This window comes from Anaerostipes sp. PC18, assembly GCF_039789045.1.
Taxonomy (GTDB): Bacteria; Bacillota; Clostridia; order Lachnospirales; family Lachnospiraceae; genus Anaerostipes; species Anaerostipes hominis.
Genome location: NZ_CP121164.1, coordinates 3396902 through 3422599, shown reverse-complemented (window position 1 = coordinate 3422599; position 25698 = coordinate 3396902). Strand labels below are relative to the sequence as shown.

25 protein-coding genes are annotated in these 25698 nt (G+C 41.2%); 22 read left to right on the top strand and 3 right to left on the bottom strand.

What is annotated here, in order from left to right:
* Window positions 1-429: 429 nt before the first annotated feature.
* The 8 genes from rpmH to rsmG are packed head-to-tail and all read left to right on the top strand — an operon-like array spanning window position 430 to window position 7013.
* Complete coding sequence (gene rpmH / locus P8F77_RS18290) at window positions 430-564, top strand: 50S ribosomal protein L34 (RefSeq protein ID WP_006568113.1); 135 nt, start codon at window positions 430-432, stop codon at window positions 562-564.
* Window positions 565-616: 52 nt separating this feature from the next.
* Window positions 617-964: a ribonuclease P protein component gene (rnpA, locus tag P8F77_RS18285; protein ID WP_024729055.1), complete on the top strand. Its 348-nt coding sequence runs from the start codon at window positions 617-619 to the stop codon at window positions 962-964.
* Window positions 961-1203, top strand: coding sequence for a membrane protein insertion efficiency factor YidD (gene yidD / locus P8F77_RS18280; RefSeq protein WP_024729056.1), 243 nt, complete (start codon window positions 961-963; stop codon window positions 1201-1203). The genes rnpA and yidD overlap by 4 nt, the downstream gene beginning before the upstream one ends.
* The gene (locus P8F77_RS18275; protein WP_347256447.1) at window positions 1203-2195 is read left to right on the top strand and encodes a YidC/Oxa1 family membrane protein insertase; all 993 of its coding nucleotides are present in this window, start codon (window positions 1203-1205) and stop codon (window positions 2193-2195) included. The genes yidD and P8F77_RS18275 overlap by 1 nt, the downstream gene beginning before the upstream one ends.
* A gap of 1 nt (window position 2196) precedes the next feature.
* A complete protein-coding gene (jag, locus tag P8F77_RS18270; RefSeq protein ID WP_024729058.1) occupies window positions 2197-2979 on the top strand; it encodes an RNA-binding cell elongation regulator Jag/EloR in 783 nt (260 codons plus the stop codon).
* Between the two features lie 55 nt (window positions 2980-3034).
* Entirely contained in the window at window positions 3035-4408 is a 1374-nt protein-coding gene (mnmE, locus tag P8F77_RS18265) for a tRNA uridine-5-carboxymethylaminomethyl(34) synthesis GTPase MnmE (protein WP_148459818.1), read from the top strand.
* A gap of 2 nt (window positions 4409-4410) precedes the next feature.
* Window positions 4411-6294, top strand: coding sequence for a tRNA uridine-5-carboxymethylaminomethyl(34) synthesis enzyme MnmG (gene mnmG, locus P8F77_RS18260; RefSeq protein ID WP_287519379.1), 1884 nt, complete (start codon window positions 4411-4413; stop codon window positions 6292-6294).
* An 8-nt stretch (window positions 6295-6302) separates the two neighbouring features.
* On the top strand, window positions 6303-7013 hold the full coding sequence (gene rsmG, locus P8F77_RS18255) for a 16S rRNA (guanine(527)-N(7))-methyltransferase RsmG (protein WP_024729061.1): 711 nt from the start codon (window positions 6303-6305) through the stop codon (window positions 7011-7013).
* Here rsmG and P8F77_RS18250 read toward each other — a convergent pair.
* On the bottom strand, window positions 7010-7960 hold the full coding sequence (locus P8F77_RS18250; protein ID WP_287519381.1) for an alpha/beta fold hydrolase: 951 nt from the start codon (window positions 7958-7960) through the stop codon (window positions 7010-7012). The two genes, rsmG and P8F77_RS18250, sit on opposite strands and share 4 nt — an antisense overlap.
* A 108-nt stretch (window positions 7961-8068) precedes the next feature.
* On the opposite strand from P8F77_RS18250, the gene P8F77_RS18245 reads away from it, so the two are divergent.
* From P8F77_RS18245 to P8F77_RS18210, 8 genes are all read left to right on the top strand, one after another.
* A complete protein-coding gene (locus P8F77_RS18245) occupies window positions 8069-8839 on the top strand; it encodes a hypothetical protein (RefSeq protein ID WP_287519383.1) in 771 nt (256 codons plus the stop codon).
* Window positions 8840-8851: 12 nt separating this feature from the next.
* Window positions 8852-10543 (top strand): arginine--tRNA ligase, encoded by a 1692-nt coding sequence (gene argS, locus P8F77_RS18240; protein ID WP_287331600.1) that lies wholly within the window; start codon window positions 8852-8854, stop codon window positions 10541-10543.
* Window positions 10544-10700: 157 nt separating this feature from the next.
* Entirely contained in the window at window positions 10701-11474 is a 774-nt protein-coding gene (locus P8F77_RS18235) for an AAA family ATPase (RefSeq protein WP_024729065.1), read from the top strand.
* Window positions 11471-12364: a ParB/RepB/Spo0J family partition protein gene (locus P8F77_RS18230; RefSeq protein ID WP_024729066.1), complete on the top strand. Its 894-nt coding sequence runs from the start codon at window positions 11471-11473 to the stop codon at window positions 12362-12364. Before P8F77_RS18235 ends, P8F77_RS18230 begins: the two co-directional genes overlap by 4 nt.
* A 10-nt stretch (window positions 12365-12374) precedes the next feature.
* Window positions 12375-12872, top strand: coding sequence for a DUF4446 family protein (locus P8F77_RS18225; RefSeq protein ID WP_024729067.1), 498 nt, complete (start codon window positions 12375-12377; stop codon window positions 12870-12872).
* Between the two features lie 18 nt (window positions 12873-12890).
* Window positions 12891-14168, top strand: a complete 1278-nt coding sequence (gene serS, locus P8F77_RS18220; RefSeq protein WP_024729068.1) for a serine--tRNA ligase — start codon at window positions 12891-12893, stop codon at window positions 14166-14168.
* A gap of 10 nt (window positions 14169-14178) precedes the next feature.
* A complete protein-coding gene (locus P8F77_RS18215) occupies window positions 14179-14850 on the top strand; it encodes a response regulator transcription factor (protein WP_024729069.1) in 672 nt (223 codons plus the stop codon).
* Window positions 14847-15854 carry a sensor histidine kinase gene (locus tag P8F77_RS18210; RefSeq protein ID WP_024729070.1) on the top strand — a complete coding sequence of 336 codons (1008 nt, stop codon included), beginning with the start codon at window positions 14847-14849 and terminating at the stop codon, window positions 15852-15854. The genes P8F77_RS18215 and P8F77_RS18210 overlap by 4 nt, the downstream gene beginning before the upstream one ends.
* Window positions 15855-15927: 73 nt before the next feature.
* Here the strand turns inward: P8F77_RS18210 and P8F77_RS18205 are convergent, their stop codons facing one another.
* Together P8F77_RS18205 and P8F77_RS18200 are read right to left on the bottom strand one after the other, a co-directional pair.
* Entirely contained in the window at window positions 15928-16140 is a 213-nt protein-coding gene (locus P8F77_RS18205; protein WP_024729071.1) for a hypothetical protein, read from the bottom strand.
* Between the two features lie 82 nt (window positions 16141-16222).
* On the bottom strand, window positions 16223-16573 hold the full coding sequence (locus P8F77_RS18200) for a cupin domain-containing protein (RefSeq protein ID WP_024729072.1): 351 nt from the start codon (window positions 16571-16573) through the stop codon (window positions 16223-16225).
* Between the two features lie 175 nt (window positions 16574-16748).
* Here P8F77_RS18200 and P8F77_RS18195 point away from each other — a divergent pair, with 175 nt between their 5' ends.
* From P8F77_RS18195 to P8F77_RS18170, 6 genes are all read left to right on the top strand, one after another.
* A complete protein-coding gene (locus tag P8F77_RS18195) occupies window positions 16749-17516 on the top strand; it encodes an ABC transporter ATP-binding protein (RefSeq protein WP_148459823.1) in 768 nt (255 codons plus the stop codon).
* Window positions 17506-19554 carry an ABC transporter permease gene (locus P8F77_RS18190; RefSeq protein ID WP_270431307.1) on the top strand — a complete coding sequence of 683 codons (2049 nt, stop codon included), beginning with the start codon at window positions 17506-17508 and terminating at the stop codon, window positions 19552-19554. Before P8F77_RS18195 ends, P8F77_RS18190 begins: the two co-directional genes overlap by 11 nt.
* Before the next feature lie 168 nt (window positions 19555-19722).
* Window positions 19723-20469, top strand: coding sequence for a DeoR/GlpR family DNA-binding transcription regulator (locus P8F77_RS18185; RefSeq protein ID WP_024729075.1), 747 nt, complete (start codon window positions 19723-19725; stop codon window positions 20467-20469).
* Complete coding sequence (gene pfkB, locus P8F77_RS18180) at window positions 20466-21368, top strand: 1-phosphofructokinase (RefSeq protein ID WP_024729076.1); 903 nt, start codon at window positions 20466-20468, stop codon at window positions 21366-21368. Before P8F77_RS18185 ends, pfkB begins: the two co-directional genes overlap by 4 nt.
* A 65-nt stretch (window positions 21369-21433) precedes the next feature.
* Window positions 21434-23392, top strand: a complete 1959-nt coding sequence (locus P8F77_RS18175; protein WP_024729077.1) for a fructose-specific PTS transporter subunit EIIC — start codon at window positions 21434-21436, stop codon at window positions 23390-23392.
* Between the two features lie 219 nt (window positions 23393-23611).
* Entirely contained in the window at window positions 23612-25693 is a 2082-nt protein-coding gene (locus tag P8F77_RS18170) for a BglG family transcription antiterminator (RefSeq protein ID WP_024729078.1), read from the top strand.
* Window positions 25694-25698: the final 5 nt, after the last annotated feature.

Genomic DNA, 25698 nt, shown 5'->3' with positions numbered 1-25698 from the left:
TGATTTTTACGGACCTCTTTCTAAATAAGTTTAAAAAAATATACTATTACTAGTGTATAACAAAAGAATTTTTTTTTCAATGTTTCTTTCATATAATAAGTACAATCATAATACAATATATGTTGCCTGTGAAAAACTGTGGATAAATTTATTCACAAAATAAACACTAGGAAATATCAGGGGTTTCGACACATATAAACATATGATAAACAAATATTTCACATAGTTTTCCACAAGTTATCCACAAATTGTGTATAACTTTTTAGAGTCCTACAATATCTATGGATGGAATAACTTTATCGCAAAAAAACATAGAATTCTCTTGACTTATGCAGGTGACTTTGACTATAATAGGAGTGATGTTTTTTAGACAATATATGGTTTCATATATAAAATTACTATTTTTTGATTAAGGAGGTGTTTCTAGACATGAAAATGACATTTCAGCCAAAGAAAAGACAGAGATCTAAAGTTCATGGTTTCAGAAAGAGAATGAGCACTGCTAACGGAAGAAAAGTTATTAAGAGCAGAAGAGCAAAAGGAAGAAATAGATTGTCAGCATAGGTCGCAGTGATGTGACCTTTTCTTTTCTCTAAATAATAGGGAAGGAAAAGATATGAAGCATTATCATTCGTTAAGAACAACTAAGGAATTTCAGCAGGTATATAAAACCGGTAAATCAAAAGCAAACAAATATTTAGTTTTATACTGCAGGGAAAATCAGCTTAATTATAATCGTTTTGGAATCTCTGTCAGCAAGAAGGTTGGAAACAGTGTAGTGAGACACCGGGTGACCAGGCTCCTGAGAGAGAGTTACCGGCTTCGTCAGTCAGAGTTTAAGCAGGGATTTGATCTTGTGGTCATTGCCAGAAATACGGTTAAGGATGAAGGATTTCACACGGTGGAAAGTGCTTTGCTCCATCTGATGAGTCTTCATCGTTTAAAAAGAGATGAAAAACATTGAAAAAGATTTTGATTTATTTGATACAGTTTTATAGAGCACATTTGTCTAAATTAAAAGGAAAAGGAACTTGCATTTATACTCCGACCTGTTCAGAGTATGCAGTTCAAGCACTGGAAAAACACGGCGCACTGAAGGGAAGCCTTCTGGCTGTGTTTAGAATCTTGAGATGTAACCCTTTTGCAAAGGGAGGATATGATCCTGTTCCGGAAGTGAGAAAGGTGAAAGGTAAAAAGAAATGATGTATTTGGCTCAAGCAGCCCAGGCAGGCAGCGGAGGATTATTGTCTCCGATCGTCTGGGTTTTCGGCGAGATCATGAAGTGGATTTACAATGGATTATCAGCTGTTGGTATTGAGAATCTTGGATTGTGTATTATTTTGTTTACATTGATTTCGAAATTGATTATTTTTCCGCTGACAATTAAGCAGCAGAGAAGTATGAAGATCAACCAGGTGGCACAGCCCGAAATGATGAAGATCCAGAAGAAATACCGGGGTAAGAGAGATCAGGCATCTATGATGAAACAGCAGGAAGAGATGCAGAAAGTCTATGATAAATATGGGACAAGCCCTACTGGCGGATGTGCGACTACGCTGATACAGTTTCCGATCATCATGGCTCTGTATTATGTAGTACGAAATCTGGAAAGTTATATTCCTGATATTCCTAAGAGTGCATATGAATTTATTCTTGGAATCAATATCCAGAATACACCGGGATTTAAATTGAGCATTTATCTTATTATCCCGATTTTGTCCGCTTTATTCCAATATTTAAGTGCGCGTACATCTATGGCAGACATGGATTCAGATAATCCGGCGGCAGGTATGTCAAAGAATATGATGCTGATGATGCCTATTATGTCTTTATTCATGTGTATCACTCTTCCGGTGGGAATCGGTATTTACTGGACTGCCAGTGCAGTGTTCCAGTGGGTACAGCAGATTCTGATCAACAATTACTATAATCATACAAATATGCAGAAGATCATTGAGAAGAGCAGAGAGAAAGCAGCCAAGAAGAAAGCCAAGAAAAAAGGTCCTTCTATGTATGAAAAAATGATGGGAGCTGCAAGCGGCAGCACTCCGTCAGAATCATCCCAGGATAATACGATCAGCAGTATTGCCAAAAAGAAAGTCACAAAAAACGTAGAGTATAACACAGAATCCCAGGGAGGAATTGCATCTAAGGCAAACATCGTGAAGAACCGGATGGATAAAGGGGGAAAATAAAATGGCAGTAAAGCGTTTTACTGGCAAAACGGAATCTGATGCGGTTATGAATGCGGCCATGGAGCTGGGAATTCCGAGCACAGAAATTCAGTATGCAGTGATTGATAAAGGAAGCAACGGATTTTTAGGACTCTTTAAAAAACCGGTGATCATTGAATTGACGGAAAAAGAAAAACCGGCTGAGCCTGTAAAGGAAGATAAATCTGAGAAAACAGCGGAAGCGCCGGCTGCTCCAGAAAAGAAACAGAAACAGGAAAAAACCCAGGAACAGAAGAAGACTGCCTGTGAAAACCCTAAAGAAAAGGTATATAAACGTCCGGATAATATTGATCAGATCATAAACGACACAGAAGCATATCTGGATGAAGTGTTAAAGGCGATGGGACTTGTTCCTAAACTGAATCTTTATTATAATACCACCGGAAATGTGCTGAAGATTAATGTTACCGGAGAAAAGATGGGTGCTCTGATCGGAAAGCACGGACAGACTCTGGATGCACTCCAATATCTCACAAGCCTGTTTGTGAATAAAGAAAGCGAGGCTTTTATTAAAGTAAAGCTTGATACGGAGAATTACAGGGAGCGCAGACAGGAAACTTTAGAAAAGCTTGCACTCAGCATTGCAAATAAAGTTAAGAAGACAAAAAAACCGGTTCATCTGGAGCCTATGAATCCGAATGAACGCCGTATTATCCATTCTGCACTTCAGAGAGATCCTAAGATCGTGACAAAAAGTCAGGGTAAAGATCCTTACCGCAGAGTGGTTGTCATGCTGAAAAAATAATGAATTTGGGTTGCCTTTTGCGGCAGCCCTTTTTTGCCTTGCGGAGGACATTGAAATGGGAACAGATACAATTGCAGCGATCGCTACACCGCTGTCCAACAGCGGAATCGGGATTATAAGGATCAGCGGGCCGGAAGCCATAGATATTGCTTCTAAAGTATTCCGCCCAAAAAGAGAAAAAGATATAAAACAGGCAGCCACTTATACGGCTCATTACGGACATGCAGTGAAGGACGAAAAGGATATCGATGAATGTATTCTTTTGATTATGAAAGGCCCTCATTCCTATACTGCCGAAGATGTGGCGGAGATTAACTGTCACGGTGGAGTTGTTATAATGAAAAAAATACTGTCCTGTATTATTGAGGCCGGGGCGAGGCCGGCAGAACCGGGTGAATTTACGAAACGGGCATTTTTAAACGGACGAATCGATCTTTCCAGAGCAGAGGCTGTGATGGATCTGATTCACTCTAAAAATGAGTTTGCCATGGAAACATCTTTAAAGCAGTTAAAGGGAAGCCTTTCTGATAAAATCCGTTCTCTGAGAAAAGAGATTGTTCACAGTGTGGCGTTCATTGAATCCGCTTTAGATGACCCTGAGCATTACTCTGTGGATGGATTCTCTGAACAGCTGAAAATACAGGTAGAACATGCGAGAGATGATATTCAGAAGTATATTGATTCTTCCGACAACGGACGTATATTGAAAGAAGGCATTCACACGGCAATTGTCGGAAAACCCAATGCCGGGAAGTCTTCAATATTAAATGTTTTGCTGGGTGAAGAAAGAGCCATTGTTACAGATATCGCAGGGACTACAAGGGATACTCTGGAAGAGTCTATCCAGATTAACGGAATTCCGCTGAATGTCATCGATACGGCGGGAATACGGTATACAGAAGACGTTGTTGAGAAGATCGGTGTGGATAAAGCGAGAGATTCGGTGATAAAAGCGGATCTCGTCCTCTATGTTGTGGATACTTCGGTTCCCCTGACAAAAGAAGACGAAGACATTATGAAGCTTCTTACGGGAAAGCAGGTCATTGTGCTGTTAAATAAATCAGATCTGGAAACAAAAGTTTCTGAAAGTGAATTTCTTCAGAGAGGATTTCAAAATATCGTTCCGGTATCGGCAAAAAGTCTTTATGGTCTTGAAGATCTTTATGAGAGGATCAATGATCTTTTCTTTGACGGAAGGGTATCGTTTAATGACGAAGTATATATTACAAATATGAGACATAAGAAAGCGTTGTCAAATGCAAAGGACAGCCTTGACCTGGTTCTTAAAAGCATAGAGGACCGGATGCCGGAGGATTTCTTTTCGATTGATCTTATGAATGCTTATGAGGAGCTTGGATATATTATTGGGGAGTCTGTAGGTGAGGATCTGGTAAATGAAATATTTGCAGAATTTTGTATGGGTAAATAGAGATGAAAAATTTAGAAGAATTTTATGATATTGTAGTAGTGGGTGCAGGTCATGCAGGCTGTGAGGCGGCATTGGCCTCTGCGCGCCTCGGATTTAAAACAATCTGTTTTACGGTGAGCATGGACAGCATAGCTATGATGCCGTGTAATCCAAACATAGGAGGAAGTTCTAAGGGACATTTGGTAAAAGAAATAGATGCTCTTGGCGGCGAAATGGGCATTAATATAGATAAGACTTACATTCAGTCCAAAATGCTGAACCGCTCTAAGGGTCCTGCCGTTCATTCCCTCAGGGCACAGGCGGACAAAAAGATGTATTCGATGGCTATGGCACAGACTATGGGAAATACAAAAAATCTGACTGTCAGACAGGGAGAAGTGACACAAGTTCTCACACAGGACGGTAAAGTTACGGGCGTGAAGACTTACTCGGGTGCTGTTTATCATGCGAAAGCAGTGATCCTCACAACAGGTACTTATCTAAAAGCAAGGTGTATTTATGGAGATGTGAGCAATGAGACGGGACCTAACGGTCTTCAGGCCGCCAATTATCTGACGAAGTCTCTGAAGAAACTTGGAATCGAAATGCGCCGGTTTAAGACTGGAACTCCGGCCAGAATCGATAAAAACAGTATTAATTTTGATAAGATGGAAGAACAGTTCGGAGATGAAAAAATTATTCCGTTCAGTTTTACAAATACAAGAGAAGATATAGAGAGAGATCAGATCTCCTGCTGGCTTACTTATACAAACGAGGAGACACATGAGATCATCCGTGAAAATATCGGACGTTCCCCATTATTTTCAGGCGCCATTGAGGGTACGGGTCCCCGGTATTGTCCTTCTATTGAAGATAAGATTGTAAAATTCCCGGATAAGAACAGGCATCAGGTATTTATCGAACCTGAGGGTGAATATACGAATGAGATGTATGTGGGAGGAATGTCCAGTTCTCTGCCTGAAGACGTCCAGTATGCCATGTATCGCAGTGTAACGGGGCTTGAGAATGTTAAAATCATCAGAAATGCATATGCTATCGAGTATGACTGTATTAATGCCACGCAGCTGAAGCCGTCGCTGGAATTTAAGGAAATCGGGGGGCTGTTTTCGGCAGGACAGTTCAACGGAAGCTCTGGATATGAAGAGGCAGCAGCCCAGGGACTGATCGCAGGGATTAATGCTGTAAGAATGCTAAAGGAAAAGGAACCGCTGGTCCTTGACCGTTCTCAGGCTTATATCGGCGTTCTGATTGATGACCTTGTGACAAAAGAGACGAGCGAACCGTACCGGATGATGACTTCCAGGGCAGAATACAGGCTTTTACTGAGACAGGATAATGCGGATCTCCGCCTTTTAAAGATAGGATATGAAGTGGGACTTATCGGTGAGGAGAGATATCAAAAGCTGATGGAGAAAGAAGCGCTGATAGAAAAAGAAATCAAACGGCTTAACCGTGTAAATGTTGGGGCTTCAAGAGAAGTTCAGAATCTGCTTACGGGATGTCAGAGTACGGAATTAAAGTCTTCTGCCACTATGGCGGAACTGATCAGGAGACCGGAGCTCACTTATGACATGCTGGCACCCATTGATCCGAACAGGCCGGAATATCCTGAGGATGTGAGAGAACAGGTCAATATTAATATTAAATATGAAGGTTATATTAAACGCCAGCTTTCTCAGGTGAAACAGTTTAAGCGTTTAGAGAAAAAGAAAATTCCCGAGGGAATCAGGTATGAAGAAATAGGAAACTTAAGGATTGAAGCGGTACAGAAGCTGTCTAAGATTCGTCCTGCATCTATTGGACAGGCATCCAGGATTTCCGGGGTATCCCCTGCAGATATTTCGGTACTTCTTATCTTTTTGGAACAGCTCGGTCAAAGGGCTTAGGAGTGTATATGATTAGTTTAAGAGAAAAAGCAGAAGAGTTAGGCATTACATTGACAGACAGGCAGCTGGCTCAATTTGAAACATATTATGAACTGCTGACAGAGAAAAATAAGGTTATGAATCTCACCGCGATTACAGACAGAGAGGATGTTATACTGAAGCATTTTGTGGACAGTGTGGCATTGGTGAAGGCAGAGTGTGGATTCTCTTCACAAAAAGTCCTGGATGTGGGGACGGGAGCAGGGTTTCCAGGAATCCCTTTAAAGATTGCATTTCCCGAATTAAAGATTGTACTTTTGGATTCCTTGAATAAGAGAGTTAAATTTCTGGAGGGAGTGATCGATGCGCTGGAACTTCGTGATATTAGGGCAATTCATGGAAGAGCAGAGGATTTCGCCAGGAAAAAGGAATACCGTGAGCAGTTTGACCTGGTTGTATCCAGGGCAGTTGCTAATTTGAGCACGCTTTCGGAGTATTGTCTTCCATATGTGAAGGTATCCGGAATGTTCCTTCCTTATAAATCCGGCAGGATCGAAGAAGAGATGAGAGAAGGAAAGAATGCAGTACATCTCTTGGGAGGAAAAATCGAGGATGTTGTGTCATTTGTACTTCCGGGTACAGATATGGAGAGGACTATTCTTAAAATAAAAAAACAAAAGGCAGCTCCAAAGCGCTATCCGCGCAAAGCAGGGCTGCCGTCAAAAGAGCCTATCCGTTAAAAAAAGATCTTGCAGGCTTTCAGGACTTCATCCGTATTTTCCAGATGGGGCAAGAGTTTTGAGCCTTTTATAAAATGATATTCTATAGAAGGGTTCAACACCTGGTACTGTTCAATGGTGTTCTCGGCTTCCGGGGCATGGTCTCCCATGAGAAAGTAGATACTGTGGTTTAAGTTTTTTATGGATGGGATCAGATTACAGTTCAGGTAGTCCGAAATGAGGCTTGCATATAAATATTTTGTATCTGATCCACATTTGTGAGCGGATTCATGACAGATATCCACATATTTCTGCTTAATGTCCTTGGGTCTGTGGAAATATTCCCGGGCAAATTTTTTCTGGATCATGGGCCTGCTGTGCAGGATATTGTAAGTGAGTGTGCCGATGATCGGCAGTTCAATAAAATACTTGAGTACTTTCTTGCGATTCCCGGGATAACGCCCCGCCTTCGTCATATTTTCAGGATTGATCATCATGAGGCGGCTGAAGTTCCTCGGTTCTGTGTAGCATGCCAGGAAACTCAGGGATGATGAATTGCCGCTGGCGATAATATCGGTCTTCGTGCCAATTATATTTTTGATAAAATCGTTGATGAGCTGAACATAAAGGTAGCTTGTATAAGTGATCCGGGGCTTGTCGGAACGGCCGCATCCAAGGAGGTCCAAGGTATAGACGGTATGTGATTTGGAGAGTTCTTCCTTTATTTTATGAAATTCCAGTTCAGAACTGCAGTTGTTCAGGTCATGAATGAGGAGAATCGGAGAACCGGTTCCATGTTTTGTATAGTATATATTGCCAAATCTCCAGGAGTAAGTATTGCCGTATTTGGAGAACAAAGCGTCTCTCATGGAGGATAATGAGAAGACAAGTTTATTTATCAGATATACACATATTGTTGATACAGTTGTAATGGTGGCCAGATTTCGCAGTTTTTTGTAGAAACGCATACAGAGTCTCCTTTCTAATTTATTACTATTATTATATGACAAACAATGATTTGATACAATAATACTTTGCATTCCTTAAAAATTCGTTTATCATAGAGAGAAGAGGTGGTGAGATATTTGGATGAGAAGAAGATTGATAAGGATCAGCTGATGTCAGATCTGGCTGCCTATTTATCCGAAGAATATATGGAGTGTGTGGCTGAGAAAGAAAAATTTATAGAAGAAAAATATAAGCTGGAAGAAGAAAAAGAGCGGCTGATCCGGTGTGTGATGCTGGAAAAAGAAAAGAGACAGATCCGGTCTGTATTTTCTCCTTTGTCCTTAGATGAAAACCGCATGGAAGAAGTGAAGGAGCCGGATACAAGAGAAGTGGAACATGCATTAGATACACTATCCAGAAATATACGAAAAATCCAGAAAAAGTGTGACAGGCTGAAATCTTATTTAAAAGGACTGGAAGAAACTTATTTTGTGGTTTCCGGCCTGGAGGAGTTGGATAAGAGTCAGGAGGAAATTCTGTTTCTTCCTGCATTTTATGAACTTATGAACCATTTCAGAGAGGTTCATCCCGAGATTATAGTCAGCTGTGAAAGAATAGAAAAAGATTCACCGGTTATTTTTACATTTTCATTTTTGACAGGATTTCATCAGATGATGAAATTTTCTGTTCAAAAAATAGGAATCCGGTCTTTAAACATAGATACCTTTATCGAACAGGACAGAATTATGCTGCAGTTTGTCATGAAACCCAAGAAACAGGTGTCTATACAAAAATTTAAAAAAAACAGAAATATATTGGAAGACATGTTGACAAGAGAATTTGCAATTACCAGATGGCAGGAGAATTCAGTGGTATTGCAGGCAATTATAGAAGCATAAGTGAGGAGAAAAATGAAAGATAAGATAATTGATTTAATCACAGATTCTATTGAAGAATTGGACAGAGAGACAGTAAGCAGAATTTTAGAAATACCTCCCCAGGAGGATATGGGCGATTTTGCATTCCCATGCTTTCAGCTGGCTAAGATTTTCCGCAAAGCTCCGAATATGATAGCAGAAGAGGTAGCAGAAAGAATAAAGAAAACAGATTTTGTCTCTAAAGTTATGGCTATGGGTCCTTATGTAAATTTCTTTATTGACAGAACGATGTTTGTAAGTGAGATGTTGAATCAGGTTTCTGTGGATAATTACGGCAGTTCTGAGATGGGATGCGGAAAAACTATCTGTATTGACTATTCTTCTCCGAATGTGGCAAAGAATTTTCATGTCGGTCATTTGAGGACCACTTTGATAGGCAATTCTATTTACCGTATTTATAAAAAGCTTGGTTATCGGGTCGAGAGAATCAATCATTTGGGTGACTGGGGAACCCAGTTTGGAAAACTGATTGTGGCTTATAAAAAGTGGGGAAGCAAAGAGGCTGTAGAACAGAACGGTATCTCTGAACTGATGAAGATTTATGTAAAATTTCATGAAGAAGCAGAAAAAGACGATACTTTAAATGATGAGGCCCGGGCATGGTTTGTCAAAATGGAACAAGGTGATCAAGAAGCTCTTTCCATTTGGGAGTGGTTTAAAGATATTAGTTTAATCGAATACAAAAGGATCTATGAACTTTTGGATGTGGATTTTGACTCTTATGCTGGTGAAAGTTTTTATAGGGACAAGACTTCTGCCGTGGTAGATGAGTTAAAGGAAAAAGGAATGCTGAAAGAAAGCGAAGGCGCTTTTATTGTTGATTTGGAAGAGTATGATATGACTCCTTGTCTGATAATGAAAAAAGACGGAAGTTCTATTTATGCTACGAGGGATCTGGCTGCAATTTTTTACCGTAAAAAAACCTATGATTTTGAAAAATGTATTTATGTCACAGGTATGGAACAAAAACTTCACTTCGCACAGGTATTTAAAGTGGTGGAACTCATGGGATATGAGTGGGCCAAAACAGATCTAATTCATGTTCCTTATGGGTTGGTAAGTCTGGAAGGCGGAAAGCTTTCTACAAGAAGCGGAAATATTATTTACGCAGAAGATATTCTCCGTGAATCTGTATCAAAGATCAAAGAAGTCATTGATGATAAAAATCCGGATCTTCAGGACAAAGACGAAGTTGCAAAGATGGTTGGTATTGGTGCTATCATTTTTAATGATCTTTATAACCAGAGAATAAAGGATGTCACATTCAGCTGGGATAAGATTCATAGTTTTGACGGTGAGACAGGCCCTTATGTTCAATACACTTATGCACGTGCTGCCAGTGTTTTGAGAAAGACAGGGATAACGGATGTGCCTGAAGATATAGATCCTTCTTTATTGACAGACGTAGCATCAGTTTCTTTATTAAAAGAATTGATTCGTTTTCCAGAAGTCGTGAAGACAGCAGCTGAACGTCTGGAACCATCGGTTGTCGCAAGGTTCGTTATGTCGGTTGCCCAGGCATTCAATCATTTTTATCATGAAAATCAGTGCAATGTGGAAGATGAGAAACTCAAACGAGCAAGAGTTAAGTTAGTGATAATTGCAAAGAAAGCAATCAAAGATGGCCTTGATCTTCTTGGAATGAAATGTCCGGAACAGATGTAGTAAGAGTATAAAGTTGTTTGAAGCAGATATGAAATTTCATATCTGCTTTTTTGTTTCACGTGAAACATTATTGTATTTATTTTTATGTTTTACGTGAAACATATGGAAATGAAAAGTTGTAAGTGATATAATATTTTTTAAAAGGAGAATATATAATATGGGAAGAATTATCGCAATTGCTAACCAAAAGGGCGGCGTCGGAAAAACAACGACGGCGGTGAATCTTTCTGCTGCCCTGGCTGCTGCAGGAAAAAAGACACTCATCATAGATATGGACCCTCAGGGAAATACAACAACCGGTCTGGGCTTGGACAAAAACAAATTAGAACATACAGTTTATGAAGTGATTTCAGATGAAATTACATTTGATGAATGTATTTGTCCTGAAGTTTTTGAAAATTTGTCGCTGGCTCCGGCTAACCGTAATCTGGCAGGGGCAGAAATTGAACTGATGACTGTGGATCGGATGCAGTACATACTAAAAGAGAAACTTCAGCCGACTGTGGAAAACTATGAGTTTATTATCATAGACTGTCCGCCTGCCCTGGGAATGCTCACAGTTAATGCTATGACGGCTGCGGATACCGTAATTGTACCGATTCAATGTGAATTTTATGCTCTGGACGGATTGACCCAGTTAATGTATACCATTGAATTGATACAAAAGAGTCTCAATCCTGATTTGGAAATTGAGGGAGCGGTATTTACCATGTATGATGCCAGAACGAATTTATCGCTGCAAGTTGTGGAAAATGTAAAATCATATTTGAACCAAAATATTTATAAGACAATTATTCCGAGAAATGTGCGTTTGGCAGAGGCACCTAGCCATGGACTTCCAATTAATCTGTATGATCCTAAATCAGTCGGTGCAGAGAGCTATCAGATGTTGGCAGAAGAGGTAATTGCAAACGGAGGAAAAGAGGAATGACGACGAAAAAGAAAACAGGATTGGGACGGGGATTGAATACACTGATACCAAGTGCTCCCGCCAAAGATGCCGAATCAGAGAAGATTTTAAAAAAAGAGGAGCAGATAAAATCGGAGATTATGGTACCGATACTGAAAGTAGAACCAAATCCAGATCAGCCCAGGAGACAGTTCGATGAAGACTCTCTTCAGGAGCTGGCAGATTCGATCAAGCAGTATGGAATTCTTCAGCCGCTAATCGTAAAAAAACACGAAAAATTTTATGAGATTATTGCGGGAGAGAGAAGATGGAGAGCGGCCAAACTGGCGGGCTTAAAGGAAGTGCCGGTACTAATCAGAGATTATGCAGAAAATGAAATAGTAGAAATTGCACTGATCGAAAATATTCAAAGAGAAGATTTAAATCCTATCGAAGAAGCGTTGGCCTACAAAAGGCTTATGGAAGAATTCTCGCTGAAGCAGGACCAGGTGGCAGCCAAAGTTTCAAAAAGCCGTGTTGCCATCACGAATTCACTGAGACTTTTAAAGCTGGATCAGAGAGTCCAAAATTTGCTGTCGGAAGAAATGATCACTACGGGGCATGCCCGTGCGCTTCTGGCAATCGATGATCCCGATCAGCAGTATGAGACTGCGATGAAAGTTTTCGATGAAAAACTCAGTGTCAGAGAGATTGAAAAGCTTGTAAAACAAATGTCAAAGAAAAAGAAGGAAACTCCTAAAGAGGAGGATAAAATTCAGGAATATCTGTTTGCCAATATAGAAGAATCCTTGAAACAGGCACTCGGCAGTAAAGTGAATATAAAGAATCGAAATAACAAAGGAAAGATTGAGATAGAGTATTACTCAAAAGAAGAACTGGACCGTTTAGTAGATATGCTGAGAACGTTATAGGAGGAATAAAATGACAACAGGTATTACAATTTTTGGGATTGACTTATTTTATATTTTATGTGGTTTGGCCGGCGTATGTGCCCTGGCATTACTGCTGATTGTTGTTTTGTTGGTGAAGACCAGCAGCTTAAAAAAGAAGTACCGCATGTTTATGAAGGGGGAAAATGGAAAGTCCCTTGAAAAGACTTTTGTAAAACATTTTGATGAATTGGAAAGAATTGAAGAGAATCATAAAATACTTGATGAAGAAATGGGAAGACTGAAAGATAAGCTTCAATTATCATATTCCAAAATGCAGGTTTTAAAATATAATGCATTTAAAGAGATGGGCGGAGAGACGAGTTTCGCGATTGCACTTTTGGATCACAGGAACAATGGAATCGTATTGAATGCCATGAGCAACCGCTACGGAAGTTATATGTATGTAAAAGAAATTAAAGAGGGCCGTTCAGAGGTGGCGCTTTCAAAGGAAGAGCAGATTGTGTTGGAAGATTGTATGAATAAATAAATATATCAGGAGGAAGTCATGTTAGATATTAAATTTGTGAGAGAAAACCCGGAAGCAGTAAAACAGAACATTAAAAATAAGTTCCAGGACCGTAAACTGCCTCTGGTAGATGAAGTTTTAGAATTAGATGAAAAAAACAGGGAGATCAAACAGGAAGTACAGTCTCTGAGAGCCAACAGGAATAAGATTTCCAAACAGATTGGCGGATTGATGGCACAGGGAAAAAAGGAAGAAGCGGAACAGCTGAAACAGGAAGTGTCAAATCAGGCCGGCAGGATTGAGGAACTGACAGAGGAAGAAAAAGAAGTAGAAGAAAAAATCTTAAAAATCATGATGACAATTCCGAATATCATTGATCCTTCAGTGCCGATTGGAAAAGATGACAGTGAAAATGTAGAGATCGAGAAATTCGGAGAGCCGGTTGTTCCTGACTTTGAGATTCCTTATCACACGGAAATTATGGAAAAATTCAGCGGTATTGATCTCGACAGCGCAAGAAAAGTGGCAGGCCAGGGATTTTATTATTTGATGGGAGATATTGCGAGGCTTCATTCCGCAGTCATATCTTATGCCCGTGATTTTATGATCAATAGAGGGTTTACTTATTGTGTGCCGCCGTTTATGATCAGAAGCAATGTAGTGACCGGTGTCATGAGTTTTGACGAGATGGATGCCATGATGTATAAGATCGAAGGAGAAGACCTGTATCTGATTGGAACGAGCGAACACTCCATGATTGGTAAATTTATTGATACAATGATCCGGGAAGAAGAACTTCCAAAGACTCTGACAAGTTATTCTCCATGTTTCCGAAAGGAAAAAGGAGCTCATGGACTGGAAGAGAGGGGAGTTTACAGAATCCATCAGTTTGAAAAACAGGAAATGATCGTTGTATGTAAACCGGAAGAAAGTATGGACTGGTACGAAAAATTGTGGAAAAACACTGTAGATTTGTTCCGATCTCTGGATATCCCGGTCCGGACATTAGAGTGCTGTTCCGGAGATCTGGCTGATCTCAAAGTAAAATCAGTAGATGTAGAGGCATGGTCTCCGCGCCAGAAAAAATACTTTGAGGTGGGAAGCTGTTCTAATCTCGGAGATGCACAGGCACGGAGATTAAAGATCCGTGTTAATGGAGAAGACGGCAAGTACTTCGCGCATACATTGAACAACACGGTCGTTGCGCCGCCTCGGATGCTGATTGCATTTTTGGAGAATAATCTTCAGGCAGACGGCAGTGTGAAGATACCGGAGGCACTTCAGCCTTATATGGGCGGAATGAAAGTCATTCAGTAAAGGATTTTATATGGAAAAAGCAAAGATTATTTTAGTGGAAGATAATCAGAAGATCCAAAAAGAACTCTGTGAGTTTCTGGGAAGATATGATTATGAGACAAAAGCACTCAATAACTTTGAAAATATAGTGGAAGATATCTTGAAGGAAGGGGCTGACCTGGTCCTTCTGGATATCAATCTTCCTGTGTACGACGGATATTATATATGCCGTGCGGTCAGAGAAAAATCGGATGTCCCGATCATCGTCGTCACAAGCAGAGACAGCGAGATGGACGAGCTCATGAGCATGAATCTGGGAGCCGATGATTTTATTTCTAAGCCATATAATACGCAGATTCTTGTGGCCCGGATATCTTCTCTGCTCAAGCGCACAAAGCATGTGAAAGAAGACTGGCAGATCACCCATAAAGGACTTTTGATTAATTTGTCAAACAGTACGGCATGCCACGGAGAAGAGCAGATAGAACTGAGCAAAAATGAATTGAAGATACTGTCTGTACTTATGAAGCATAAAGAGGAGATCGTATCCAGAGATAATCTGATGGAAGAACTGTGGCAGTCCAATGAATTTGTGGATGACAACACACTGACGGTAAATATCAACAGGCTCAGAAAGAAACTGGATTCCATCGGGCTTGCCGATTATATTGTCACAAAGAGAGGGCAGGGGTATCTTGTATGAGCTTCAGGGCATATTTAAGAGATAAGTCATTATTTTTCGGACTTCAAATATTTTATTTGGCTTTTCTTGTATGGATGCTGAATCTGTTCCACGCCACAACCTTTGCTATTATTTACCTGCTTTGCCTGTACTTTATTCTTATGGTTCTTGCACTGGGAAATGAATATTTTAAGAAAAAACGTTTTTATGAGACGGCACTGGAAAGTATGGATTCCTTAGATAAAAAATTCATGCTGCCAGAGCTTCTTGACAGGCCCGATTTTACAGAGGGGAAAATATTTTATGACTGTCTGTCGCAGACCAATAAATCTATGAGCGATGAGGTGGCAGAGTATAAGATCTCTGCCCAGGATTACAGAGAGTATGTAGAAATGTGGATTCATGAAGTGAAGACTCCCATCGCCGCTTCCAGGCTGATGATAGAAAATAATCCGTCTGAGGTAACAAAAAATATCAGCGAAGAACTGGAGGAAGTGGAATACTATCTTGAACAGGCACTGTATTATTCCAGAAGCAACGGAGTAGAGAAGGACTATATTGTAAAACGTATGAATCTTAATTCTATGGTTCAGGAACTGATCCGCAGTAACTCAAAGATTCTGATCCAGTCAAAGGTAAAGGTAAGCCTTGAAAATCTGTATTATGATGTTTATACAGATGAAAAATGGATGTCATTTATTTTAAAGCAGGTGCTGATCAATGCAGTAAAGTACCGCAAAGATCATCCTGAAATTCAGTTTACGGCAGTGGACGAAAAGGAACAGGTACAGCTTTTTATAAAGGATAACGGTATCGGAATATCAGGGAAAGATCTTCCGAGAGTCATGGAAAAGGGTTATACAGGGACCACAGGAAGGAAGTATGCCAAATCCACGGGAATGGGATTGTATCTTTGCAAAAAGCTCTCAGATAAGCTTGGGATTGGATTTGCTGTCCGGTCAAAAGAAGGAGAAGGAACACAGATAAAAATAACATTTCCAAAAAATTCATTTGTTTATATGTAAGATACCAGGGTCAAAATACCCAACCTCTATGTAAAACAAAACCGCTGCACACGTGGATGTCAGCGGTTTTATTTTATTCAGGATCATGTTCGTCTGTATTTGGACAGTCTTCGATATTCATTACCGGCGGACGGAATGGATACAGCTGTTCATAGGATTCCATCTCCGCATCGGATACTGGTTTTGCAGGAATCAGTCCGGTGCAGTCGGTAGTAGAACAGGTAGAACACATGTCAAAAATATTTTCGTCGATCTCTTCATTGGTCAGCTCTTTTTTCTTTTTCATGACATCAACCTCCTTATTGAGATACAATTAGTATGGTTGGTCTATGAAAAAAATATCATTCAAGAAGATTTTTCTAAATTTTTTACTTGTCTAACAATATTAAGGCAATGATTTCTAAGTCTGTGTCACCGATATTTTCAATGCCGTGACCGCATCCGCTCATAGTGTATGTAGTATCCCCTTCATTAACTTCATATTCGGTACCGTTGTCATTGTACATGCCTTTTCCGGCTAAAATATGATAGGCTTCTCCTTCATTCTCGTGGACATGGTATCCGAAGGAACATCCCGGAGGGATGATGATCTTGCCGAACAGACGACTGCTGTCTTTCATCTCTTCATTTGTAAGAAAAGCAGTCTTCCGGATCGTTCCTTTGCCTCCCCGTGCATTTTCTACGCTCTCATACTTTACATCTTCATTTTTTAAATACATAGCTTTACCTCCGTTTTTCTTGGTTATAGTATCAGTATAGAGGATAGCTTTTTAAATTACAATCAAAATAGAAAGTGACAAAAGTGTAAGCTTGCTGTAAGGAAGTTCGATGGATAGAGTGCACAGACAGTGATATAGTAAGGATAACATAAAGAAAGCAAAGGAGAATTGGGATATGAAAACAGTATTGCAAGTTCAAAATATGGAAAAATATTATGGAAACAAAGGAAATGTGACAAAGGCCGTGGACGGTATCAGCTTTGACGTGGAAAAGGGTGAATATATCGGTATTATGGGAGCTTCCGGAAGCGGAAAAACCACACTTCTAAACTGTATTTCCACAATCGACCGTGTAACATCAGGACACATTTATATCGACGGAATGGATGTTACAAAACTTAAAGGAAAACATCTTTCCAAGTTCCGGAGGGAACAGCTGGGATTTATTTTTCAGGATTTCAACTTGCTGGATACACTGACTGCTTATGAAAATATAGCGCTGGCTCTGACAATTATGAAAACTCCGGCCAAAGAAATTGATGACAGGGTAAAATCAATCGCAGAAAAATTAATGATAACAAAAGAACTGTCCAAGTATCCGTATCAGCTTTCCGGAGGACAGAAGCAGAGAGTGGCAAGTGCAAGGGCTATGGTGACCGACCCGACCCTGATCCTGGCCGATGAGCCCACCGGAGCACTGGACAGCAAGTCTGCAAGAATGCTTTTAGACAGTATGGAAACTATGAACGCGGAACTTCATGCCACGATTCTCATGGTAACTCACGATGCGTTTACGGCAAGCTACTGTAAGCGGATTCTGTTTATCAAGGACGGTAAGATTTTTAATGAACTTGTGAGAGGCAGGGATTCCAGAAAAGAGTTTTTTGACCGCATCATTGAAGTGGTGACATTGCTTGGAGGTGACAGTACCAATGTATTCTAAATTAGCATTTGGAAATGTAAAAAAGAGCATGAAAGATTTTACGGTATATTTTTTGACACTGACATTCGGTGTCTGCCTGTTTTATGTATTTAACTCTATTGGCAGTCAGGAAGCGATGCTTAAAATTAATGAGTCACAGAAAAGTATCATTGAAATGCTTCAGATGGCAATCAGTTCTTTATCTGTGTTTATTGCAGTGATTCTTGGATTTCTTGTGATCTATGCCAACAGGTTTTTGATCAAAAGGCGGAAGAAAGAGCTTGGACTTTACCTGTGTCTGGGAATGGATAAACGCCAGGTTTCTAAAGTACTGATCATTGAAACGTTGTTCATTGGAGTGTTTGCACTGGCAGCAGGACTTTTGGCCGGAGTATTTTTATCTCAGGGACTGGCTGCGGTAACTGCAAAAATGTTTATGGTAGAGATGAAGGAATTTACTTTTGTATTTTCCGGAGAAGCATTTATAAAGACGATCATTTATTTTGCAGTTATTTTTCTGATTGTTATGATCTTTAATACGTTCAGTATATCCAAGGTAAAGGTCATTGAACTTTTAACAGCGAACAAAAAAAATGAAGCTTTAAAAGTTAAGAAACTGGGAGTTTCTGTTGTATTGTTTTTGATTTCTGTGGTCTGCATCGGATTTGCATATCACTGTATCCGGGAAAACGGCATGATGCAGACAGACGATCAGTTCTGGATGAGTATTATATTTGGTACGATTGGGACATTTTTGTTTTTCCTGTCTCTTTCCGGATTCTTTTTAAGAATTTTGAAAACAAACAAGAAGTTTTATTACCGGAAGCTTAATATGTTTATTTTAAGACAGATCAATTCAAAGATTACTACAACCTTCGTGTCTATGACACTGCTCTGTCTGATGCTCTTAGTGGCAATCGGTGTATTTTCTACCGGGGCCGGACTGGCAACGACAATGGGCAGAGATATGAAGAAGGCAACACCATATGATGTATCTTATGTTAAATACTTCCCGGAAGATGAAAAGAACTCTGAAGTAAAGACAGACATGAGAAAAGAGTTTGAGTCAAAAGGAATCGATATGAACAAATTTGTTGATAAATCATGTATGATTTCCACAAGGCTCTACGAAAAACTTAAATTTAAGATATTTTTAAACGGCCGTGATAAACTTGTAGATTATCCTAAAGGTGTAAAAGCATCGATGGAAAAGTCATCACCTGAAATTATAGGTTTATCAGACTACAATGAAGCAATGAGAAAGCAGGGGAAACAGACGATCAGTCTGAAGTCGGATGAATACGCAGTAAACTGTAATTTTGAAAATATGAGGAAGCTGTGGGAAGACGTATGTAAAGATAGGGTAGAGATCAAAATGGGCGGCAAAGCTCTAACTGCAAAAAGTTCTATGATCGACAGCACCTATTATTCTGCATCTGCTCTGCCAATGGACATGGGAACTTTGATCGTTCCTGACGATGTTGCAAAAAAGATCCCTGTGCATACAGTTGTGTACAACTGTCAGTTAAAAGGCGATGCAGAAGAAAATACCCATAAACTAAGTAAACTTATGGAAAGTGTGTATCCGAATAAAACAATGGAGGAAAGAAATAAAGCGCCGTATCACACAGCAATCTATAAGGTAGAGATGATCGAACAGAGCGCGGGACTGAGCACCGTGATTACCTACATTGCTATTTATATAGGAGCCGTCTTCCTGATTACATGTGCTGCCGTTCTGGCACTGCAGCAGCTCAGTGAAAATTCAGATAACGTGGAAAGGTATAATCTGCTGAGAAAGATAGGAGCGGATGAACGAATGATCAATCATGCAATGCTGGCACAGATTGTTATTTACTTCATGGTTCCGCTGAGCCTCGCTCTCGTACACTCCTATATCGGTGTGAAGGTTGCCAGCAATGTTATCTCAACATTGGGAAATGTAAATGCTTTCAACGGCATACTGGCTTCGGGAGGCGCTATCCTTGTAATTTACGGAGGATATATGCTGGCAACATATCTTGGAAGCAAGGCTGTCATCAAGGATAAAAACAGATAAATACTTTATAATCATAAAAAACAGCAGATTTTTATATATCTGCTGTTTTTTATTTCTTAAAAGGAGCTTATCATGCTGGCCTTTGAAAAATTTGAATGACTGAAAATGCATGATATTGATTGACTTTGAATGAAATGGTGCTATAATAAAAGAAAAAGAGGTGATTTCATGCTGCCAGATGAACGGTTTCGGAGGATTTTAGAGATAATACGGAAAAACCAGTCAGTCACAGTGCAGGAACTGGTAAAACAGATCGGGATATCTGAGTCAACGGTCCGAAGAGACCTGGCGGCTCTGGATAAAAAAGGTCTGCTTCATAAGGTTCACGGAGGAGCCACTTCTATTGATGCAGGATTTGGCGTAGAAGAAACAGTTGCGAAGAAATCTTTGAAAAATGTGGATGAAAAACGCCGGATCGCACAATACTGTGCAGAGATCATCAGGCCGGACGACTTTATTTATCTGGATGCCGGAACAACCACAGAGATGATGATTGATTTTCTTACAGAGAAAAAAGCCTCTTATGTCACCAATGGAATTATGCATGCAAAAAAACTCATGGACAATGGTTTTAGGGTATATTTGATCGGAGGAGAACTTCGTGCGGTAACTGAAGCGGTAGTCGGAGAAGAAGCTTTGGAAAGTCTTAGAAAGTATAACTTTACGAAAGGATTTTTTGGAATCAACGGGATTTCGAAAAAAACCGGTTTTACAACACCGGATGTAACCGAAGCATTGGTAAAAAAAACAGCTCTTAGTCATTGTCTGGATGCCTATATCTTAGCGGATGAATCTAAATTTGGCAGGATTTCGGCAGTCTGCGTGGCCGAGCTGGATCAGGCAGTCATAGTCACAGGGAAACTTAAGGAACCAAGCTTTTTAAAATATGCAGCTATCAAGGAGGTATTAGAATGATTTACACAGTAACATTTAATCCGGCAATCGATTATGTCATCAAGGTGGATGATCTCACTCTTGGGAAGGTAAATCGGACCAAAAAGGAAGATATGTACTGCGGCGGTAAAGGGATCAATGTATCAAATGTACTTGCCAATTTAGGAATCGACAGTGTGGGATTCGGATTTATTGCAGGTTTTACGGGAGATGCCATTGAGACAGGGGCAAAACAGCTGGGATTTAAGCCGGACTTTATCCGCCTCAGAGAAGGCATGACAAGGATCAACGTCAAGATCAAGTCAAATGAGGAGAGCGAAATCAATGGGCAGGGACCGGATATCCATGAAGATGAGCTGGAAATGATGTATCAGAAGCTGGATACATTAAAAGACGGAGATATTCTGGTCTTGGCCGGAAGTATTCCGAACACTCTTCCTGAAGATGTATATGAAAAGATTATGGAAAGGCTTCAGGGCAGAAAGATCCAAATTGTCGTGGATGCTACAAAAGATCTGTTATTAAACGTTCTGAAATACCATCCGTTCCTGATCAAACCGAATAATCATGAACTGGGAGAAATGTTCGGGGTAGAACTGAAGAATAATGAAGAGATCATTGAGTATGGAAAGAAGCTTCAGGAGAAGGGTGCGAGAAATGTACTGATCTCCATGGCGGGAGACGGAGCGATCCTGATCACGGAAAAGGGTGATGTGCACATCTCACCTTGTCCAAAAGGAGAAGTGAAGAACTCAGTGGGAGCAGGGGATTCCATGGTTGCAGGCTTCCTGACCGGTTATCTGAAAAACGGAGATTATGAAGAGGCCTTAAAGATGGGGATCGCAACAGGAAGCGCCAGCGCATTTTCTGAGGATCTTGCAACAAAAGAAAAGATCATGGAATTATATGAGCAATTATAATTGACTTTCTGCTGACTGATATATGACTTAATGTGTGAGGGATATTGATGAAAAGGAGTGATTACATGCGTATTACAGAATTATTGAAGACAGAAGGGATCGAACTTGGGGTTTCGGTCGACTCAAAAGAGGATGCCATAGACCGTCTGACCGGACTTATGGATAAGACAGGCAATCTATCTGACAGGGAAGAGTATAAAAAAGGGATCCTCGCAAGAGAGGAAATGAGCACCACCGGGATCGGAGGAGGAATCGCCATTCCCCATTCAAAGAACGCAGCAGTAAAAAAAGCAGGTCTTGCGGCTATGACAGTGCCGGACGGAGTTGACTACGACTCTATGGACGGGGAACCTACCAAGGTATTTTTTATGATCGCCGCCCCGGCAGAGGGAAGTGATGTACACTTGGAGGCTCTTGCAAGACTTTCAACGATTTTAATGGATCCGGCATTTCTGGACAAATTGATTAATGCCAGCACAAAGGAAGAGTTTTTAAAGTATATCGACGAGAAGGAGACGGCAAAGTTTCCTGAAGAGGCAAAAGAAGATAAGGCGGAGCCTGATGTCCGGGAAGAGAAAAAGGACGGGTTCAGGGTATTGGCGGTCACTGCCTGCCCGACAGGTATCGCACATACATTTATGGCCGCAGAAGCATTGGAAAACAAGGCCAAGGAAATGGGCATTGCCTTAAAGGCCGAGACAAACGGCTCCGGCGGGGCAAAGAATGTTCTCACAAAGGAAGAGATCGAGCACTGCGACGGTATCATCGTTGCGGCGGATAAAAATGTAGAGATGGCACGTTTTGACGGAAAACAGGTGCTTCAGACAAAGGTCGCTGACGGCATCCATAAGCCGGAAGAACTGATCCAGACCATCCTCGATGAAAAAGCCCCTGTCTACCACCACAGCGGAGCCGCTGAGGGTGATACAGCCAACGAAGAGGGAGAAGGCATCGGAAGAACCATTTATAAGCATCTGATGAACGGTGTGTCCCATATGCTTCCCTTTGTTATCGGCGGAGGTATCCTGATCGCACTGGCATTCCTATTTGATAACCAGGCCATTGATCCAAACAACTTCGGAAAGAACACGGAGCTCGCGGCGGTCTTAAAGACCATCGGTGAGCAGGCATTCGGATTCATGCTGCCTGTACTGGCCGGCTTCATCGCCATGAGCATTGCGGACCGCCCGGGATTAGCGGTAGGTTTTGTGGGCGGCGCACTGGCCAATGCCGGCTATACCTTTGGCAATGTAATGAATTTTGCAGAGGCAAAACCGGTAAGCTCAGGTTTCCTCGGTGCACTGCTGGCAGGTTTCCTGGCCGGATATATTGTTGTCCTGTTAAAGAAGATCTTTAATAAGCTTCCAAACGCTCTGGAAGGGCTTAAGCCGATCCTCCTCTATCCTGTGTGCGGGATTTTAGTGATGGGTGTTGTGATGATCGCTATCAACCCGATCATGGGAGCCATCAATACGGGCCTTAACAACTTCTTATCCTCCATGAGCGGCACAAGTTCTATTTTATTAGGGGCAGTGCTGGGCGGAATGATGTCTGTGGATATGGGCGGACCGTTTAACAAAGCGGCCTATGTGTTCGGAACAGCACAGCTTACGGTTGCAAATGCGGGACCGGAACAGTATGCGATCATGGCAGCAGTCATGGCCGGAGGTATGGTTCCTCCATTGGCCATCGCACTGTGCACCACATTCTTTAAAAACCGCTTTACAGAGAGTGAGCGCAAATCAGGTATTGTCAACTACGTCATGGGGTTGTCCTTCATCACAGAGGGAGCGATTCCATTTGCGGCTGGGGATCCGATCCATATCCTGCCTCCGTGTATCATAGGATCTGCGGCAGCAGGAGCATTGTCTATGGCATTTAAGTGTGGGCTTCCGGCACCTCACGGCGGACTGTTTGTTTTAGGCGTTGTAACAAATCGCTGGATGTATCTGGCCGCAGTAGCCATCGGGGCCGTGATCGGTATGCTGATTATGTCCGTCACAAGAAAACCACTCAACAAATAAAAGGTCCTGTATTGCGGCAATACCGCTAAAGCAGGTTTATAATTTAGAGACTGCGAAAAGAGCAAGGTATGTATAAAACCATATACCCTGCTCTTTTTGTTTCATTTTTTGTGAAAGAAAATGTACGGGTGACATTTCTTTTCACAAAAGATGAAATACCTCAAACTGTTTTTAAAAGGGTTGGAATGATATACTCAAAACATAGATGAGGTGATGAATATGAACAAGAGATCTCGGGTAATCTTATCTACTCTGATTCAGAAAAAAGAATATGGGCAGGCGGCATATATGAAAGAGCTTGCGGAGCAGTTCAAAGTATCCACAAGGACCATCAGGAATGATTTGGAGCAGATTAATGAATTTCTAAATAAGAACAAACTATCCGGCGTAAGTCTCGGAAAACAGGGAGTCATTGAGACAGGAAAAGACATGGAAAGAGCCAGGCAGTACCTTTTCCAAGATGACTTTTACTCCTATAAGCTGGAGAAACATGAAAGAAAGATGTTTATGGCAACTTTATTAATCTGTGAAAGGGACTATCGGACCCTTTCGAATCTGGCGGACTGCATGTATGTGAGCCGGTCCACAGTGGTCCAGGACCTGGACGGACTGAAGGCATTTTTTAAGAAACATAAGCTGTATGTTGTTTCCCATTCCAACAAAGGATTGATACTGGAAGGTGAGGAAAAAAATAAAAGGCTGCTGTTGTTATCCATGATAAAGAGCAACGAATCTGTCTACCGGGAGGCACCGGTCTTTGAGAGGCTCATCCGTTCTCTGAAAGAAGAGTGCCGGGTGGACATGGAAGATCTGAAGACTATGGAAAAGGTGATTAATCTGGCGGAACATTTCTCAGGAAGGTTTCTCACAGATACCTCTTTTACAAACCTGAAATACTTCCTGGTGTTAAGCCTGTACCGCATGAGACTAAAAAAGTATGCGGAGCAGGACAGCAAGAAGAACAGCAAATACGAGATGGCTGGTTACATCTTAAAACAGCTCAGTGATTTTGCAGGGATTGAGGTTATGGAGGAGGAGATTAAGTTTCTCGGCAGAATATTAAATGAGATGCGTTATATCAAAAAAACGACCAGCAACCAGGAAATCGTAAAGATGCAGGTGATCACAAGAACCTTCATTGAACATGTGTCCATTGACATCGACCTGAATTTACAGGGGGATTATATTTTCTATGAAAATCTGATCAACCATCTGGAATCCATGTTTTCATCGGCTATCCAGGATAACACGGTAAATTCAGTTGTGACAGAAGTATTGGAGCGTTATCCGAAGATTCAGGAAGCAGTGCAGAATAACGTATCTGTTTTGGAAGAATATATCGGACGGAAGCTGAATGAGGTGGAAATCTCGTACATTGTAGTGCATATCTGTGCTGCCATGGAACGGAACAAAAACTCTACGGAGCGTTATTCCGTGATCCTTGTGTGCAACGGCGGCATCGGAACATCCCAGCTTCTGCTGGCCAGGCTGAAGAAGTATTTTAATTTCGACGTGGCGGACATCATACCGGCACATGACCTGAAAAACGCAGACATAAACGAGGCGGATGTGATCCTTTCCACAGTAGCGCTGGATACCGATATGGAATACATCCAAGTGGACCCGTTGTTAAATGATGAGGACTGTATCAATGTGGGAAAAAAGCTTTCACGGCTGAAGGGAAGCCATAAAGCCATCAGCAGGCCAAAGGTAAAAGAGAAGCCGGAGGCTGTGCACATGAAGCGGATCAAGGAGATCCTTGCCGCGGATACGCCCCCGGAACAGATGGTATTTCAAATTGAAGAGGTTGTAAATGAGTTTTGCCACAAGGAAGTGAGCATGCCGCTTTTAGCTATGCTTCCCAGCGAGGCAGTCAGGTTAAATGTAAGCTGTGAAAGCTGGCAGGAAGCTGTCAGGCAGTCTGCGCAGTATCTTCTTAGAAACGGCTGCATCGAGGAGCGGTATATAAGCTCTATGATTGAGAACGTGGAAAAGAACGGCCCTTATATTCTGGTGGCGCCGGGCTTCGCCCTTCCCCATGAAGCCTTAAATGCGGGGGCTAAGAAGGTGGGTATGAGCCTGATCAGACTGGCAGAGCCGGTAGTGTTCGGCAAGCCTGAATTTGACCCGGTTGAATGGGTCTGCTGTTTAAGTGCTATCAACAAGGAAACCCACTTAAAGGCTATGTTCCATCTGGTGAACCTGTTCCATAACCAGAAGTTCAGAGATGAGATACGGGATGCAGGGAGCGGGGAAGAAGTCTATAACGCGATCAAACGATATGAATATGAAATGAGGTAATTCAA

Bases quoted from the DNA above. Each gene is read 5' to 3' on its own strand.
- argS (WP_287331600.1), top strand. From the start codon at position 8,852: ATGAAAGATAAGATAATTGATTTAATCACAGATTCTATTGAAGAATTG.
- P8F77_RS18275 (WP_347256447.1), top strand. From the start codon at position 1,203: ATGTATTTGGCTCAAGCAGCCCAGGCAGGCAGCGGAGGATTATTGTCT.
- P8F77_RS18185 (WP_024729075.1), top strand. From the start codon at position 19,723: ATGCTGCCAGATGAACGGTTTCGGAGGATTTTAGAGATAATACGGAAA.
- rpmH (WP_006568113.1), top strand. From the start codon at position 430: ATGAAAATGACATTTCAGCCAAAGAAAAGACAGAGATCTAAAGTTCAT.
- P8F77_RS18225 (WP_024729067.1), top strand. From the start codon at position 12,375: ATGACAACAGGTATTACAATTTTTGGGATTGACTTATTTTATATTTTA.
- rsmG (WP_024729061.1), top strand. From the start codon at position 6,303: ATGATTAGTTTAAGAGAAAAAGCAGAAGAGTTAGGCATTACATTGACA.
- jag (WP_024729058.1), top strand. From the start codon at position 2,197: ATGGCAGTAAAGCGTTTTACTGGCAAAACGGAATCTGATGCGGTTATG.
- P8F77_RS18230 (WP_024729066.1), top strand. From the start codon at position 11,471: ATGACGACGAAAAAGAAAACAGGATTGGGACGGGGATTGAATACACTG.
- P8F77_RS18170 (WP_024729078.1), top strand. From the start codon at position 23,612: ATGAACAAGAGATCTCGGGTAATCTTATCTACTCTGATTCAGAAAAAA.
- mnmG (WP_287519379.1), top strand. From the start codon at position 4,411: ATGAAAAATTTAGAAGAATTTTATGATATTGTAGTAGTGGGTGCAGGT.
- serS (WP_024729068.1), top strand. From the start codon at position 12,891: ATGTTAGATATTAAATTTGTGAGAGAAAACCCGGAAGCAGTAAAACAG.
- P8F77_RS18210 (WP_024729070.1), top strand. From the start codon at position 14,847: ATGAGCTTCAGGGCATATTTAAGAGATAAGTCATTATTTTTCGGACTT.
- P8F77_RS18250 (WP_287519381.1), bottom strand. From the start codon at position 7,960: ATGCGTTTCTACAAAAAACTGCGAAATCTGGCCACCATTACAACTGTA.
- P8F77_RS18235 (WP_024729065.1), top strand. From the start codon at position 10,701: ATGGGAAGAATTATCGCAATTGCTAACCAAAAGGGCGGCGTCGGAAAA.
- P8F77_RS18190 (WP_270431307.1), top strand. From the start codon at position 17,506: ATGTATTCTAAATTAGCATTTGGAAATGTAAAAAAGAGCATGAAAGAT.
- P8F77_RS18175 (WP_024729077.1), top strand. From the start codon at position 21,434: ATGCGTATTACAGAATTATTGAAGACAGAAGGGATCGAACTTGGGGTT.
- P8F77_RS18195 (WP_148459823.1), top strand. From the start codon at position 16,749: ATGAAAACAGTATTGCAAGTTCAAAATATGGAAAAATATTATGGAAAC.
- P8F77_RS18205 (WP_024729071.1), bottom strand. From the start codon at position 16,140: ATGAAAAAGAAAAAAGAGCTGACCAATGAAGAGATCGACGAAAATATT.
- pfkB (WP_024729076.1), top strand. From the start codon at position 20,466: ATGATTTACACAGTAACATTTAATCCGGCAATCGATTATGTCATCAAG.
- P8F77_RS18200 (WP_024729072.1), bottom strand. From the start codon at position 16,573: ATGTATTTAAAAAATGAAGATGTAAAGTATGAGAGCGTAGAAAATGCA.
- rnpA (WP_024729055.1), top strand. From the start codon at position 617: ATGAAGCATTATCATTCGTTAAGAACAACTAAGGAATTTCAGCAGGTA.
- P8F77_RS18215 (WP_024729069.1), top strand. From the start codon at position 14,179: ATGGAAAAAGCAAAGATTATTTTAGTGGAAGATAATCAGAAGATCCAA.
- mnmE (WP_148459818.1), top strand. From the start codon at position 3,035: ATGGGAACAGATACAATTGCAGCGATCGCTACACCGCTGTCCAACAGC.